The 15,113-nt window shown below is 57.8% G+C and carries 11 protein-coding genes; 9 read left to right on the forward strand and 2 right to left on the reverse strand.

Features of this window, described 5'->3' with window-relative positions:
* On the reverse strand, positions 1-129 hold a 129-nt coding region (locus F591_RS29090; protein ID WP_040742550.1), incomplete at its 3' end, for a helix-turn-helix domain-containing protein.
* 446 nt (positions 130-575) lie between these two features.
* Here F591_RS29090 and F591_RS0125240 point away from each other — a divergent pair.
* From F591_RS0125240 to F591_RS29095, 3 genes are all read left to right on the forward strand, one after another.
* Complete coding sequence (locus tag F591_RS0125240; protein WP_019537372.1) at positions 576-1,169, forward strand: TetR/AcrR family transcriptional regulator; 594 nt, start codon at positions 576-578, stop codon at positions 1,167-1,169.
* Positions 1,170-1,189: 20 nt separating this feature from the next.
* On the forward strand, positions 1,190-1,651 hold the full coding sequence (locus F591_RS0125245) for a DUF2269 family protein (RefSeq protein ID WP_019537373.1): 462 nt from the start codon (positions 1,190-1,192) through the stop codon (positions 1,649-1,651).
* 93 nt (positions 1,652-1,744) lie between these two features.
* Complete coding sequence (locus F591_RS29095) at positions 1,745-2,977, forward strand: MFS transporter (protein ID WP_019537374.1); 1,233 nt, start codon at positions 1,745-1,747, stop codon at positions 2,975-2,977.
* A 43-nt stretch (positions 2,978-3,020) separates the two neighbouring features.
* Here the strand turns inward: F591_RS29095 and F591_RS0125255 are convergent, their stop codons facing one another.
* Complete coding sequence (locus F591_RS0125255) at positions 3,021-3,428, reverse strand: ATP-binding domain-containing protein (RefSeq protein ID WP_019537375.1); 408 nt, start codon at positions 3,426-3,428, stop codon at positions 3,021-3,023.
* A 508-nt stretch (positions 3,429-3,936) separates the two neighbouring features.
* Here F591_RS0125255 and F591_RS30970 point away from each other — a divergent pair.
* From F591_RS30970 to F591_RS29105, 6 genes are all read left to right on the forward strand, one after another.
* A complete protein-coding gene (locus F591_RS30970) occupies positions 3,937-4,224 on the forward strand; it encodes a hypothetical protein (RefSeq protein WP_083935620.1) in 288 nt (95 codons plus the stop codon).
* A gap of 439 nt (positions 4,225-4,663) precedes the next feature.
* Positions 4,664-10,696, forward strand: coding sequence for a pectinesterase family protein (locus tag F591_RS0125260; RefSeq protein ID WP_019537376.1), 6,033 nt, complete (start codon positions 4,664-4,666; stop codon positions 10,694-10,696).
* Between the two features lie 142 nt (positions 10,697-10,838).
* Complete coding sequence (locus tag F591_RS29100; RefSeq protein ID WP_040742548.1) at positions 10,839-11,186, forward strand: hypothetical protein; 348 nt, start codon at positions 10,839-10,841, stop codon at positions 11,184-11,186.
* 237 nt (positions 11,187-11,423) lie between these two features.
* Positions 11,424-12,197, forward strand: a complete 774-nt coding sequence (locus F591_RS0125270) for an SDR family NAD(P)-dependent oxidoreductase (RefSeq protein WP_019537378.1) — start codon at positions 11,424-11,426, stop codon at positions 12,195-12,197.
* Complete coding sequence (locus F591_RS0125275) at positions 12,188-13,351, forward strand: hypothetical protein (protein ID WP_019537379.1); 1,164 nt, start codon at positions 12,188-12,190, stop codon at positions 13,349-13,351. Before F591_RS0125270 ends, F591_RS0125275 begins: the two co-directional genes overlap by 10 nt.
* On the forward strand, positions 13,348-14,175 hold the full coding sequence (locus F591_RS29105; RefSeq protein ID WP_245581132.1) for a creatininase family protein: 828 nt from the start codon (positions 13,348-13,350) through the stop codon (positions 14,173-14,175). Before F591_RS0125275 ends, F591_RS29105 begins: the two co-directional genes overlap by 4 nt.
* Positions 14,176-15,113: the final 938 nt, after the last annotated feature.

A 15,113-nucleotide genomic window follows, 5' to 3' on the forward strand; every position in this document is an offset into this window, starting at 1 on the left:
CATGTTCAGATATTTGTACACGGTGTTTCGAGAAATGTTCAGTTTGCGGGCTATCTGTGAAACGTTGAGCCCCAACTGTTTCAGTTGATAGATTTTGATGTACATAGGCCACCTTTCCGCAGATTTCATTCTCCTCACCCTACACTGATGAATTTCCAGCTTGATTATATCGGGTGAGGGAGAATCAGGGAATTCGTGTTCAAGATTATTTCGTGTTTCTTGTTAATTTTATTTTAGCGGTTACACCTCTTCAATCACTTCGTGCCCCTTCGCTTCGGCCTCATACAACGCCTGGCTGCAAATCAGATTGATCATTCGCGGCAGTCCCTGACTGGCTGAATGCACCATATTCGCAGCGCTCTCGGAAAATACCGGGCGATCCATCCCGGCTGCGTTCACTGAAAGGGAAAATGTTGTATTTCGTGCACTATTATAGCCTCATCGGCGTTATAACTGGTCAAATTGACTTGACCATGGCATCCGGCACCCCGCGAGCGGAAGGATGCTTTTTCATTTACAAACCGATGGTCGGTATATTATAATAGCCTCATAAGTCAACTGCAGGGGGAAGAATAGTGAAGCACGAGGAACGCAGGAAACAGACGACGAGACTGCTGCTGGAGACGACCAAAGCGCTGATTCGGGAGAAAGGCTGCTCATCGATCACGATGAAGGACATTATGGAACGGTCGGGCTTGTCCAAAGGCGCTATTTTCCATTATGTCAAGAGCAAGGACGAAATCTTCGTCTGGGTTTTGCAGGAGCAGCTGGAGGAGACGAACGAACGGTTTATGAACGAGATCGAGCAGGGTCGCCGGACGTTCGACGAGCCGATGAGCAAAATCGCGGACAATATCACGGCGCTGGAGCAGGAGCAGGACGTGACGAACAAGGTGCTGATGTATTTGCTCGGCAAGGAAGAGGAGCCGGTCGTGGCCGAAGCGCTCAAGAAGTATTATGAGCGGTCTGTCAATTTGTCCAGGCAATGGATCGAGATCGGCCAGCGTCACGGCGTGATTCCGTCATCGGTCGACGCCGCCAAGACGGCGGACATGTTCGTCCTGCTGATGATCGGGCTGCGCGTCCGCTCCACGATTCCTATGGTTCAGGCCGCTTACAAGGCTCCGGATTTTATTGCCTGGATTACCGAAACGTTAAAATCCAAATAACAAGAAAAGGAAGATGGAACATGAATTTGTGGCTTACGCTGCATGTAGCAGGCGTCGTGCTGTTTGTCGGGAATATCATTACGGCCGCCTTTTGGAAAATGCGGGCAGATATGACGAATCATCCGGTGCAAATCCATTCTGCGGTCCGTAATGTGATGCTTGCGGATTATGTGTTTACGCTCCCCGGCCTTGCGCTCGTCATCGTCTCGGGCATCGTCATGGCCGTCCGAGCCGGCTTGCCGCTCATGGGGCTGAACTGGCTGACCTTGTCTTTGATATTATTCGCCGTGTCCGGTGTTATCTGGCTGGCCGTGCTCATTCCGCTGCAGCGCCGCATGATCCGGAGCAGCGCGCAATGCATCGACAGCGGCAGCATCTCCGCGGAGTATCGCCGCGCTTCCCGCTCCTGGGCCGTCTTCGGCATCGCGGCCACGCTGCTGCCTGTCGTTATTTTATACCTAATGGTCGCCAAAAGCTTCTGATTATAGTCTTGTAATAGTCTCGAGTACTCCTTTCATCTCTATGAAAAATGGTTTATAATACCTCCTAATGTCCATTGCAAAAAGGAGTACATTATGAAGCGGTTATTGTGGATAGGTTGTCTATCTTATTTTCTGATTGGTCTGGCGCATGTCGTGCTGGGCTCGGTGCTCCCGGTAATGCTGGGACATTATGGCCGGGAGTACAGCGAAGGCGGCATGCTGATCTTTACCCAATTCGCCGGGTTTCTGGCCGGGGTGCTCGGCTCTCCCTGGCTGAGCCGCCGCTTCGGCAAAAGAAGCGGGCTGCTGATCGCCGCGGGGCTCTTGACGACGGCCGAGCTTCTGTACACGCTGCTGCCGCCATGGGAGTGGATGTACGTGATCGCGGTCGCCGCCGGATTCGGCTTCGGGATGATCGAAGCGGTTATCGGCACGATCATTATCGCGGCGATCAGGGACAATACGGCGGTGGCCATGAGCCGGCTTGAGGTGTTTTTCGGGCTGGGAGCGATGGTGATGCCGATGATCGCGAGCGGCTTCATTGCGCAGGAATGGTGGAGATTTTCCTTCTTCGTCGTGTCGCTGTTCTCGTTCGTCACGCTGCTGTTCTGGTCCAAAAGCTCGTTCGGCGAGGCCGATGCCGCGCTGGATGCCAAAGGCCCGGCTGCTGCGGCATCCGGGGCAGGGCAGGCCGGCGCATCGGCATTTCCGTATCGGGGCGGCGCGCTCGGGATTCTTGCGCTGTTTATCGTCTTTTTCTTTCTGTATGTCGGGACCGAAATGAGTCTGGCCAATTTCATGCCTGCGATTCTGATCGAAAGGCTGGACATGACCGAAGATACTGCGGCCCTCAGCATCACCTGCTTCTGGATTGCGATGTCGGTCGGCAGGCTCTTCGCCGGGGGAGTGGCAGAGAAGATTCATTACCGCGTGTATGTACTCGTCAGCTGCCTCTTCACGCTGGCGCTGCTGGCCGTTTTCCCGTTCGCGGGACAGGTCTGGTCGGCGCTAGCTGTTATTATGCTGCTTGGCTTGTTCATGTCGGGCCTGTTCTCGATCGCCCTCGTCTTTGCCAGCAAGCTGCTTGCGGGCAGCGAGGAATCGACGCCGAGCATCCTGATCGCCTCCGGCGGCGTTGGCGGCGCCATCCTGCCGCTCGTTACGGGCTGGGGACTGGATCGATGGGGAGCGAGCCAGGCGACGTGGCTGTTCACAGCATTCGCTGCCGGCCTGGCCGTGATCAGCCTGATCGCCTTTCAGCTGCAGGGGCGGCCGGTCGGAGCCGAGCGCGGCGCGCGGCGAGGGGAGCACGGCAAATCATCCTGACATACAAGCTGTCAGCATTCGCAGACAGGGCGGCCTGCCGCCGTTACACCGATGGGCCGCCTCCGCTCAAAAACGGCGCCGGCTCGCCGACATGCATCACAGCCAGCCGGTGCATCGCGCGAGTGCACGCGACGTACAGCAGCCGCCGGTCCAGCTCCGACCGGTACGTGTCCGCGTCCGCAAACGGCACGCTGACGCCGTCGAATTCAAGACCTTTGGCCAGATGCGCCGTCGTGACCGCGATTCCCGCCGGAAATCTTTCGCTCCGAAAGTCAAGCAGACATACGCGTTCCGCTACGTCTTGAAGATTCCGGTAAACCTGTTCCGCCACATCTTGTGTTTTGCAGACGATGCCGATCGACTGTTCGCCCGAACCGAGCCATTCAGCCGCAATGCGCCGAATGTTATCCAGCTGCTTCTGCTCGTTCCGGCATGCGACAACGCGCGGCATCTCCCCGTGCCGTTCGATCGGCTCGATTCGCGCACTCGGGACGATCGTTTTTTCGCAAATTGCAAAATTTCATAGGTGAAACGATAGCTTTTCGTCAATTCGACGATGTGCGCTTCGGGAAATACGCGGCGGATGGCATCCAGCGCGGAGGAAGCATACGGATTGACAGTTTGGGAGTTAGCGAAATTGCTGAATGGGATTAATCGAAGAGGAATGAGAATAAAGAAGCGGCTCTTGCGCAAGGGCCGTTTTTTCATGCGGATAGAATAAATGCGATAAAGCGTTAAAGCGAAGTGTGAACTTTTGCACCAAGAAACAGTCTGAACCTTGCTTTCGGCAAGGCCATGATCCCCTGATCGCGCCAATCTATCCTGTTGCGACCGGGAACACTTAGTCGGTGGCCGTTGAACTCCGCGATGCCCCTCCCCTGGCACACCCAGGCACATGAAGCGACGAATCCTGCAAAAAATACAACATTTTTCGTATCCTACGTACTGCAGGCAGGGGAATGTTGTATTTTGTGCAACAATTTGGGCGTGTTTGGCTGCAAACCCGGAAATTTCGCCCGAAATGTTGCACTTTCTACAACAATGAGCCTCAATACTGGTTTATTCCCCCGTTTTTGTTGTACAAAATACAACATTTGCTCTATCTTGAAAATAGTCCCAGGGCGGGCGGCCCGTTTTCATCTTCTGATGGTGCCGCGCCAGCGGCATGGGAGTCTATCTTGAAAAATCAGATTTATCTACAAGCTGATTTTTCAACACCGCAGGCGACGACCGACGACGAAGGATGAACATGGGGCACGGATTGCGGCCAAGTACGAAAAGCAGCTAGGGCTGAATGGGATCAAGGAAGGCGCGGCATTTTGGGGGATGGGGAGAACGGAACAATGGCCTCAAACTGATGGTCTGCCAAGGGGGCTGCGGAAGAATGCCGTGATCTGCGACTTGCTTGCGGCTCGCTTCTGGATCGCTGCCAAGGCGGTGTACTTGCTTTCCGTTCTCTACGGCAGAGACATTCGGGACAACCATCCAAAAGAGCAAATAAGTACAATTTTGAGCAAAAAAAGAACAAAGAATCCGATAGAAAGAGCAGCGGTTCGTTTTTTACAATGGGGATGGAACAAAGAGGGAATGCGCTGCGAAGCGGCGAGCCCGAAGGAGGGATGCGCGCGACAAGCACTGCCAGGAAGCGGCCGAATGAGATCGTTACGATGCCAAGGAGGGATGAGTATGAAGAAGAATGGATTGAAGAAGCATTTGATCCGGGTTCTGGCTGCGGCCATGCTCTGCACCAGCTTCAGCAGCGGGGCGGCTGCGTATCCGGGAGCAGCAGCGTCGGCAAGTCCCGGCGCCGGATCGACAGCAGCGAATCCCGGCTCTGGGCCGATAGCATCGAACCTCGGCGCCGGACCGACAGCGGCAAGCCTGGGCGTTGCAATGGCGGCAGGGAGCACGGCGGCTGAACCGACGCTGGCCGATTCTATCGACGGCGTGACAGCGGCGAGTACGAATGCTGAACCGGTGGCAGCGCCAATACCGGCCTTTCCCGGCGCGGAAGGCGGAGGCAAGTATACGACCGGCGGACGCGGAGGCGAAGTGTACGAGGTGACGACACTGGCCGATGCCGGTCCCGGTTCGTTGCGGGACGCCGTTAGCGGCAGCAACCGTACGATCGTCTTCAAGGTAGGAGGCACCATTCACCTGGAATCTCCGCTGAAGATTACAGGCTCCAATCTGACCATTGCCGGGCAAACGGCCCCGGGCGAAGGGATTACGGTTGCCGGCTATCCGACGACGTTCAATGGAGACAACCTGATCATCCGCTATATGCGTTTCCGACTTGGCGACGCGAATGTGACCGAGGCGGACGCCTTCGGAGGGCGCTACCGGAAAAATATCATCATCGACCACTGCTCCTTCAGCTGGTCTGTTGACGAAGTGATGAGCGTCTACGGGAACGAGAACGTCACCGTACAGTGGTCGATTGTAGCCGACGCGATGCATATGAGCCGGCATGCGAAAGGCAGGCACGGATACGGCGGCATCTGGGGCGGCAAAAACACGAGCTTTCATCATAACCTGTTCGCTCACAACTCCAGCCGCAATCCGGCTTTTGACAGCACGGCCGGCAATTCGCACGATTTCCGCAACAATGTCGTGTACAATTGGGGGCATTTTGCTTCCTACGGCGGGAAAGGAGCGGTCACCAATCTCGTCAACAATTACTACAAACCGGGCCCGGCAACGGAAAAGATCCGCTTCATGAATGCGGAGACGACCGGCAGCTATTACATTGACGGGAATATCATGGACGGCTATCCGGAGTTCACCGCAGACAACTGGGCGGGCGTGCACCAATACCCGGATTATGTCAAGCTGGACGCGCCAGTCGATTTCCCGAATCCGCTTCCGACCCAAACTGCCGAGGAGGCTTATGCGGCCGTGCTTGAACGCGCCGGTGCGACGCTGCCGAAACGGGATGCGGTCGATGCCCGAATTGTAAGCGATGTCATCCATCGCACAGGAACGCATATCAATTCCCAGAACGAGGTCGGGGGTTACCCGGAGTTCGAGCAGGCAGTCTCGCCGCTGGCGGACGACGACCGCGACGGCATGCCAAACGAATGGGAATTGCTGCATCAACTGGACCCGAACGATCCGGAAGACCGCAATTTCACCAATGAAGAAGGGTACACGAACCTGGAGCGGTATCTGAACTCCATCGTCGGGAACGGCTCGAGCAATCCGACCGCTGCGATTACGTCCCCGGCGAACAACGCCATTGTGCAGGCAGGAGAGGACGTCGTGATCGAAGCGGCTGCGACGGATTCGGACGGCGCTATCGAGAAGGTGGAGTTTTACCGGGATGGCGAAAAGATCGGGGAGGATGACTCGGCGCCGTACAGCCTGCTGTGGGAAAATGTGCCGGACGGCACGCATTATTTGGTCGTCAAGGCGATCGACAATACCGGCACATCGACGCATTCGACAAGCGTCGCCGTTCACGCCAATACGGCCGGCAGCATTGCGCCTTGGGCTTCGGCCGATGTAGGCGTTCCCGGTATTCCCGGTCATACGCAGCCAGGCGCAAGCCCCGGCGATGTTACGCTCAAGTCGGCGGGAGATATCGGCGGGACGGCGGATGCGTTTCATTTTGCTTATCAGGAGGTGAGCGGGAACGCCGAGATTGTCGCCAAGCTCGAGAGCATGACCCCGACGAACGAGGAAGCGGAAGCGGGCGTGATGTTCCGCGCCAGCCTTGGCGAGAGCTCGCCGTTCGCTTCGCTGATGGTTCCCTATATTCGTACCGGCAAAAGAGGCGTGACGCTGAGCCGGGACGCGGAGGGCGGAAAGGTCTCCAGCATCCGGCCCGAGGAAGAATTCCAGCTGCCGTATTGGATCAAGCTTGTCCGGTTGGGCGATCAGTTCACCTCGCTTGTCTCTCCGGATGGCGTTCAGTGGAAGACGGTCGGTTCCGTTCGCGTCGATCTGCCCGAGACAGCGTATGTCGGGTTGGCGGCAGACGCCTCGAAGGGGAACAATGAAATCGAGAAATACAATGTCTCCGTCTTTTCCAACGTGGTCATAACACCACTGCCGAGCGATTTTCCGACCGCTCCGGAGAATGTTGCGGCGATGCCTGGCGTGAAGCAGACCGTGCTGTCATGGCAAGCGGTTCCCGCAGCCGACAGCTATACGGTCAAAAGCAGCTCGTCGCCGTCCGGCCCGTTCGTTCCGATCGCCGCAGGAGTGACGGAGTTAACGTATATCCACACCGGCCTTACTCCCGGCATGACATATTACTACACCGTTACGGCGGTGAACGAGCACGGCGCAAGCTTTGACTCCGCTGTCGTCAGCGCCAAGCCGACCGGCCAGGCGGACACGCTGTATTTTATTGACGACGATTACGAATCGCTGGAGATCGGCTTGGCGCCGGAAGGGTATATCGTCTCGCCCGATCCGCAGGATGCCGATCATACGGTCAGCGTCGTCCAGGTGCCGCCGGATTCGCGGGGCAATCCTTCCGCCAAGGCGCTGCGGGTATACGATAACGCTCCCGGCAACACGTCCTTCGCCGTTCATTTTCCGAAGCAGACGGGCACGGTCGTCATTGAGGCGGATTTTATGTCGCCCTCGCTGCCAGGCACGTCAGTGCTGCTTCAGGTGAAGGACCCGGGAGAGACGAAGACGCCCATCTCGGTCGAGGTGCGCAAGCCGCAGCTGCCGGCGCCGGAGGATACGTATACGCTCGTGTACAAGAACAAAAACGGCCAGGATGTGAAGCTTGCCGACCCGCCGGCGAACAATGCGTGGCACAATCTGAAGGTCGTTGCCAACGCTGCGGCGAACCGGATGGATATCTATGTGAACGATGTGCTGGCCGCCGAGCAGGTGGAGCTCCGCGACGATATGAGGACGCTCGGTCTTGGTTCCGCGATCTTCGCAAGAACTCCCGGCACCGGGAAGGGGACGTTGTATGTGGACAATGTAAAAGTATATGTGGAGCCCGTCGCATCGCCGAAAGGGCTGAGGGCCGTCCCGGGCAACGGCAAGGTGCAGCTGGACTGGCATATGACGAGCGGCGCGCTGACCTATACCGTGAAAAGAAGCACGATAGACGGAGGTCCGTACGAAACGGTGGCGGCCGGGATCGACGCGACGACGACGACCTACACCGATACGTCGGTAGTCAACGAAACAACGTATTATTATGTGGTGACCGCAGTGGGCGAATTGGGCGAAAGCGGCCCGTCCAACCAGGTGAGCGTGACGCCTTCCGCAAGCGCGGTGAAGCCGGCGGCGCCGGCAGGACTGACGGGCTCGGGGAGCAGCACCCAGGCCGAGCTGGCCTGGCAGCCGGTGGAGCATGCCGTATCTTATACGGTCAAGCGCAGCGACGGGCCCGGCGAGCCGTATGTTGCGGTCGGCAGTGTCGGGAAGCCGTTCTTTCGCGATCGCGGGCTGACCAACGGCAACGTATATACTTACGTCGTATCGGCAACGAGCGTGGCCGGTGAGGGAGACGATTCCGAACCGATCATCGTTCGTCCCGCGGCTCCGCTCCAGCCTCCGGGAGAAGTAGCTGCTGCTGCGGGCGACGCGTCCGCTGTCATCACGTGGAGCGCATCGGCGGAGGCCGCGAGCTATCAGGTGAAGCGGAGCACGGTGAATGGCGGACCGTACACGGTCGTCGCCGACGGCGTGACCGGAGGCAGCTACACGGACAGCGGGCTTGCGAACGGCACCGCGTACTATTATGTCGTCTCCGCGCATAATGACATCGCATCGAGCGCGAACTCCGAGTCAGTCCGGGTCATCCCGTATCCGGCAGGGACGGCGCCAGCCCCGAGCGACATTCGCCTGAAAGCCGGAGAAGACTGGGTCGAGCTCGCCTGGCCGGCGGTGCAAGAAGCGTCCTCTTATACCGTCAAGCGATCCGAATCCAGGGATGGGCAGTACACGGCCATAGCCTCCGGGCTTCAGCAGCCTTACTTCAAGGATACGAAGGTGACGACAGGCCGGACCTACTACTATTCCGTCCATTCGGTCAACGGCAGCGGCGAAGGCGTAGGCTCGTATCCGCAAGGAGCGTCGCCGGCTTCGATCATCGTCGTCGCCCAAGACGGCAGCGGGATGTTCGACACCGTCCAGGCGGCGATCGATTCGATCCCTGAGGGCAATACGGCCAGGACGATCATTTATGTCAAAAACGGCACGTACGAGGAGCAGGTCATCGTGCCGAAGACGAAGCATGCGATCAGTCTGGTCGGCGAAAGCAAGGAACATACGGTCATCACGTACACCGGCATTACCGGCACCGGATTCAACGAAGGAACGCTCGACGTCGAATCGGATGATTTTACGGCGCATAATATTACGTTCGCCAACGGCGCCGGCACGCAAGGCGCGGCCAACGCCATGGACGTTCTAGGGGACAGGGCTTACTTCGACAACGTCCGGATGCTCGGCTACCAGGATACGCTCCTCACTCATAACGCAGACAAGCGCATTTATGTGAAGAACAGCTACATCGAAGGCGCGGTCGACTTTATTTACGGGCCGTCCATTGCTGTCTTCGATTCGAGCGTTATTTATAATGTGCGGTCCGGCGGTTATGTCACGGCGGCCAGCACACCGGAGCAGCAGGAATACGGCTATCTGTTCATTAACAGCACGATTACCGGCAGCGAAGGGCTGGCCGATGTATACCTGGGCCGTCCTTGGCGGCCGTTCGCCCATGTGGTCTTTATGAATTCGCAGCTCGATTCGCTCGTTCACCGCGCAGGCTGGCACAATTGGGGCCGGCCAAGCAACGAGGAAACGGCCAAATATTACGAGTACAACAACACCGGAACAGGCGCCGATCCGGCGAATCGGGTGCCGTGGTCCAAACAGCTGACGCCGGAAGAAGCGAACAAATATACCGTTCATCGGATGATGCGGGGGACGGACGGCTGGGATCCGACCATGATGCCGGTGCTGCCGGACGTTGCTGCGGGGAGTGAGGATACGACGGCTCCGAGCACGACGGCGTGGAACGCGCCCGCAGCCCCCGACGGGCTGAACGGGTGGTTCGTACAACCGGTGACCGTCGAACTGGCCGCCGAGGACGACCAGTCCGCCGTCGTTCTGACCGAGTACAGTCTGGATGAGGATCATTGGCAGCCATATACCGGGCCGATCCGGCTCGAGCGGGAAGGGGAGCTCTCGCTGCGCTATCGCTCGACGGACGCTGCGGGCAACCGGGAAGCAGCCCAGACAGCTTCCTTCCGCATCGACCGATCGCTGCCCGAGATCGCGGTATCCGTGCCGGACGCCGTGTATAGCTCGGCCGATTTCACGCCAACGGTTACGTTATTCGATGCCGTATCGGGCGTCGACCACAGCAAGACGGCGATGACGCTGGACGGCCGTGCGGTAACGCCGGGTGCGGCGATCCCTCTGTACACGCTGCCGTTAGGGGAGCATACGCTCGTTGTGAGCTCGACTGACTTTGCTGGCAACACGGCAAGCGCTGTGGCCACCTTCCGGACAAAGACCAGCCTGAGCGATCTGCAAGCCTTGGTCAAGCGGCTGCACCGTCAAGGAGACATCCGCAACCGCGGCATTGCGAACAGCCTGCTCAAGAAGCTGGAGCGCGGCAATCTAAGAAGCTTCATGAACGAGGTGCAGGCGCAAAAAGGCAAGCATATCGCGGCGGCTGCGGCGGACATTTTGCTCCGTCATGCGGAAGCGGTCGGCAGCGCAATATCGTCCTAAAGCGCCATGACAAGCAAAAGGCAACCCTGCTCTCACAACCCAGGGTTGCCTTTGGGCGCCTTCGCGGGATGCGTCGGCCGAGTCCGGCTGTCGCGGCTTTTGACCCAATCTGGGACAGGCCGCCCGTCGAGCTTCGAGTTGAATGGAGTCGCTAAGCAACGAAGAGCCGAACGTTCAAATAGGGAATCTCATTCTTACATGGGACGGAGATCGTACCAAGGTTACTGGTCAATGGCAAATGAATATTGATGGTCATTTAGGTGCAAATCTTTCTTTCAATAATGACGAAGGCGAGCAATTAGGCTTTGTTGTTTTTAATGGGCGGTATGAAAAAGGTTTGCCAACTTTTGAACTCATGGGCGCTGGCGATTTCACCAGCTATTCCACGGTTAAGTTCCATGTCGGTTATTTGAATGGCGTAATAAAGAAGAAGCAACCCGAATATGAACACGGAATAGCCGCCGTTGACGATGGGAATATGAGGGCTTAAGATGAATACGACCGCCGAAGGATGAATACTTTGAGAGTGGCGAGGCGTCCTTGGTCGGGCCGTGGGCAGTCAGGGGGCAGAGAGGGGGGCCGGTTCGCTCCGAAGGCCATCCTTTTTCTGTGCCCCATCATAGCCTCGTTCAGAAATAATCCTTGACGGCCGAGATTTTACTGGAGTAAATTGTAGTTAGACAATCAGATTTTACTCCAGTAGATTTTGGCGAAAAGGAGGCGGATCATGAATCCAATGCAGCGTCAGCTTCACCAAAAGGCGATTCTTGTAACTGGCGCCTTGGGAGCACTGGGGCAAGCGGCGGTTCGGCTGTTCCTTAAGCGGGGCGCAAGCATCGTCGCCTGCGATCTGAAGTCTGTCGAGGAAGCGGAGGATATCGGAGAACTGCAGACGCGGTATGGCAGCGACCGGATCGCTTATCTGCAGGCGGACGTAACCCGCGAAGACGATCTGGAGCGGTTGGAGCGCTGGATTGAGGCGCAGCGGGGGAGATTGGACGGCGTCTATCATAATGCCTATACGAACAAGACGGCGCCAATCGCCAAGCAGTCTCTTGCGGAATGGGAAGATACGCTGCGCGGCACGCTTACGAGCAGCTTTCTCATGTGCCGATGCGCGTCCCGCCTGATGGGGCCGGAAGGAGGGGGAGGCTCGGTCGTGCTGACCTCGTCCATTTTGAGCCGAGTCCCGGTCGTTGAAAATGCGGCCTACAGCGCGGCCAAAGCGGGAGTGGAGCAGCTCGTCCGGGTGGCGGCCGTGGAGCTGGCTCCGCAAGGGATTCGGGTGAACGCCATCGTGCCGGGCGATTTCAAGGCGGAGAGCTTTTTGGCTCAGGCCGGCGAGCAATTCAATGAAACGATGCGCCGGCTGACGCTGGCCGGCCGCAGCGGCTATCCGAACGAAATCAACGAAGTCGCCGCTTTGTTGCTGTCGGACGCTGCAACCTATGTCACAGGAGCGCATTATCCGGTGACCGGAGGATTCGAGCTATGCAGGTAGTCCGCTCAGCCGCAGAAATCGGAGCGGGCTACACAGTGGGAACCCCATACCGCAAGCGCATTGCGGCCATCGTCACCGAGTATCGCCATAATTCCCATGCGGAGATGATTGTCGGGCGGCTGCTCGGTCGGTTCGGCTATCGCTCCGGGCTGGACGTCGTCTCGCTCTATACGGATCAAACGCCGTCCAACGACGAGAGCAGGGAGGAAGCCGGCAAACGGGGCATTCCCGTCTTCGGCACGATCCGCGACACGATCTGCTGCGCTGCAGAGCGCTCCGGGCTGGACGGCATCGTCATCATCGGCGAGCATGGGGACTATCCGTTGGACAGCTTGGGCCGCAAACGATATCCGAGAAGGCGGTTCATGGACGAAACGCTGCAGACGCTGGATGAACTGAACGTGCGCGTGCCGATTTTTTCGGACAAATTTTTGGCCTGGAGGCTGGACGATTCGCTGTGGATTTACGAGCAGCTTAGGCGCAGAGGCATCCCGTTCTTCGGCGGCTCGTCCATCCCGCATGTCGAAACGCAGCCCGCTTACGACAGGCGGCTGCTCGGCGAAGCGGAGGAATGGCTCGTGATCAGCTTCTCGAATGAGGTGGAAGCTTACGGCTACCATGCGCTGGAGCTGCTGCAGGCGCTCGCGGAACGGCGAAACGGCGGGGAGACGGGCATTGCGGCGATTACGGCGCTGCGGGGCGAAGCGGTCTGGGAGGCGCTGGAGCGCGGGCGTCCGAATGAGTTGATGCGCTTTGCGCGCGAGGCGTTTCGTCCTGAAGAGGTGCCTCATCCGCAAAAGCTGTTCCCTCCGGTTCTTTTTATCGTCGATTACAAGGATGGCTGCAGAGGGTACGTCATTCAGCAGAACGGCCTGACGGAGCGATGGCGATACCTGTTCCGCACCGGGCAAGACGAATTCGTGTCGGCAGCATGCCTCAGCGGGCAGGAAAGGCCGTTTGCCCATTTCGATACGTTCACCCGCATGGCCGAACGGTTTCTGCTCACAGGAGAGGAGCCCATTCCTTCCGAACGCATTTTGTATTCCAGCGTGCTCATTAATCGGGCTATGGAAGCTCTCGTCCACGGCAGCACGATCCTTACGCCCGAACTGCATTTTCCTTACTCTCCGAATCCGGTCAGGAGGCTGAGATGAATGAAGCAGGAAGTCGTTACCCCGTTCAAAAGCGGCAAGCCGTTCTCCTCCGCTATTGCCACGGAATCCATAGTGTTCGTTTCCGGGCAAGGGGGGATTCGTCCCGCAGCATGGCCCGGGGCGGTTATGCCGCCGTCGTTCCGCTGGCCGCCGTCGAGCAGCACGGCCCTCATCTGCCTGTCGGCACGGACCGCATGATTTGCCGCGAAGTTTGCTATCGCTCCGCCGAGCGCGCCGTAGCAAGGGGAGCGAAGCTGCTGCTGGCCCCGACGCTGGCGGTAGGCTGTTCGGAGCATCATCTCGCTTTCGGAGGCACGCTGTCCTTCACCTCCGGAACTTATTGGCGCATGCTGACGGATATCGGAGAGAGTCTGGTGAAGGATGGATTTAGAAAAATCATTTTTTTGAACGGACACGGCGGCAATGAGCCCATGATGCACCAGGCGGCGCAGGATTTGGCCGTGCGCCATCCGGTATGGACGGCAGCGGCCTCCTATTGGAGCATCGCCCGCAGTGCGCTGGAAGCGGCGGGAGCGCCGGAGCTCGGGCGCGTTCCCGGTCATGCCGGCGGGTTCGAGAGATCGCTCGTGCTGGCCATTTCGCCGGAGCTGGTGAAGCGGGAGCGCATGCCGTCCAGCCACGTTGAGCGCCATTGGATCGCTGCCGGACCGGCCGGGACATTCGTGGGAAGGCACGGCGAATTGACAGGGGTAAGCGGTTACACGGATGCGGCGGACCGGGCATCCGCAGAGAAGGGCCGGCTGTATTTGGATGCCGTGACCGTCTCGGTTGGCGATTGCTGTACGACGTGTATGTCACGATGACCGCTTCGGGTCGCGGCGGCTGCTGACTATCTCTGTCACAGTAGTAAAGTGTAGATTTGCACAATAAAGGGCCATCCGAAGGCAAAGTTTTCTCAGCGCTGCCGGAAAAGCTGCCAGAAAGATTGGTTTCGATAAAGCGTTAAAGTGTTAAATTTGAAGCGTGTCTTTCTGCACCAGGCAAACGCCCGCCCCGGCCAGGCCGGCTAAACCTTTGCACTCCGAGAATACTGCCGCTCTAAGCGCAACCGCTCATCTGATGAAGGGGCTCGAGCGAAGCTTCTCTTCATATACTCGCTAGCCTGGGGTGCTGTTTGGGTGCTGTTTGCCAGGCTAACGCTAACCAGAGAGCTTATTTCCCTCAAAACGCTCGATATGAAATTTGAACGCAAGTGAGCAGTCTTATTTGGCATTTTGGGCTCCAGATTCAGTGTTTCTGCCCAAATAGCGTTCCTCAGTTTCGTTACATTTTAAAAAGTGCCCGATTCAGCAAAATAGCGTTTGTCACAAGCGTTAGAGATTGGAAGCTTCGGCGGGAGCACAAGAATGTTGAAAAGAACACGGCTTAGGCGGCTTACGCAGCGCCATCAGAAGATGAAGATGGACTGCGGACTCTAGGCTCTGGACTCTGGGCCTTGGCTCCTTGACCCGGGCTATTTTCAATAGAGTTAGCAAATGTTGTATTTTGTACAACGCGCGCCTAGCCAAGCTAGGCATAACTAACCGGTGCAAGTCCGGTCGGGGTAAAGGCCAAGCTGCCCCGTAGCTAGCAGGCAGGCGTCGGAGAAATCCGGCGTCTGAAGCCCTGTGAAAAATTCCGCAAAAGGCGGAAGGAAGCAAACTTGCAGGCCGTAACATCAAGTGAATCCTGCCGCATCGTGAAAATATCAACCCGAAAGGGACAAGAGGAAGCCGAGCCGCGGTTGTATCGGCGAAGGCCA

This window comes from Paenibacillus ginsengihumi DSM 21568 (genome assembly GCF_000380965.1).
GTDB lineage: Bacteria > Bacillota > Bacilli > Paenibacillales > NBRC-103111 > Paenibacillus_G > Paenibacillus_G ginsengihumi.

Bases quoted from the DNA above. Each gene is read 5' to 3' on its own strand.
- F591_RS0125245 (WP_019537373.1), top strand. From the start codon at position 1,190: ATGAATTTGTGGCTTACGCTGCATGTAGCAGGCGTCGTGCTGTTTGTC.
- F591_RS30970 (WP_083935620.1), top strand. From the start codon at position 3,937: ATGTTGTATTTTGTGCAACAATTTGGGCGTGTTTGGCTGCAAACCCGG.
- F591_RS0125275 (WP_019537379.1), top strand. From the start codon at position 12,188: ATGCAGGTAGTCCGCTCAGCCGCAGAAATCGGAGCGGGCTACACAGTG.
- F591_RS0125260 (WP_019537376.1), top strand. From the start codon at position 4,664: ATGAAGAAGAATGGATTGAAGAAGCATTTGATCCGGGTTCTGGCTGCG.
- F591_RS29100 (WP_040742548.1), top strand. From the start codon at position 10,839: ATGGAGTCGCTAAGCAACGAAGAGCCGAACGTTCAAATAGGGAATCTC.
- F591_RS0125255 (WP_019537375.1), bottom strand. From the start codon at position 3,428: ATGCCGCGCGTTGTCGCATGCCGGAACGAGCAGAAGCAGCTGGATAAC.
- F591_RS0125270 (WP_019537378.1), top strand. From the start codon at position 11,424: ATGAATCCAATGCAGCGTCAGCTTCACCAAAAGGCGATTCTTGTAACT.
- F591_RS29095 (WP_019537374.1), top strand. From the start codon at position 1,745: ATGAAGCGGTTATTGTGGATAGGTTGTCTATCTTATTTTCTGATTGGT.
- F591_RS29105 (WP_245581132.1), top strand. From the start codon at position 13,348: ATGAATGAAGCAGGAAGTCGTTACCCCGTTCAAAAGCGGCAAGCCGTT.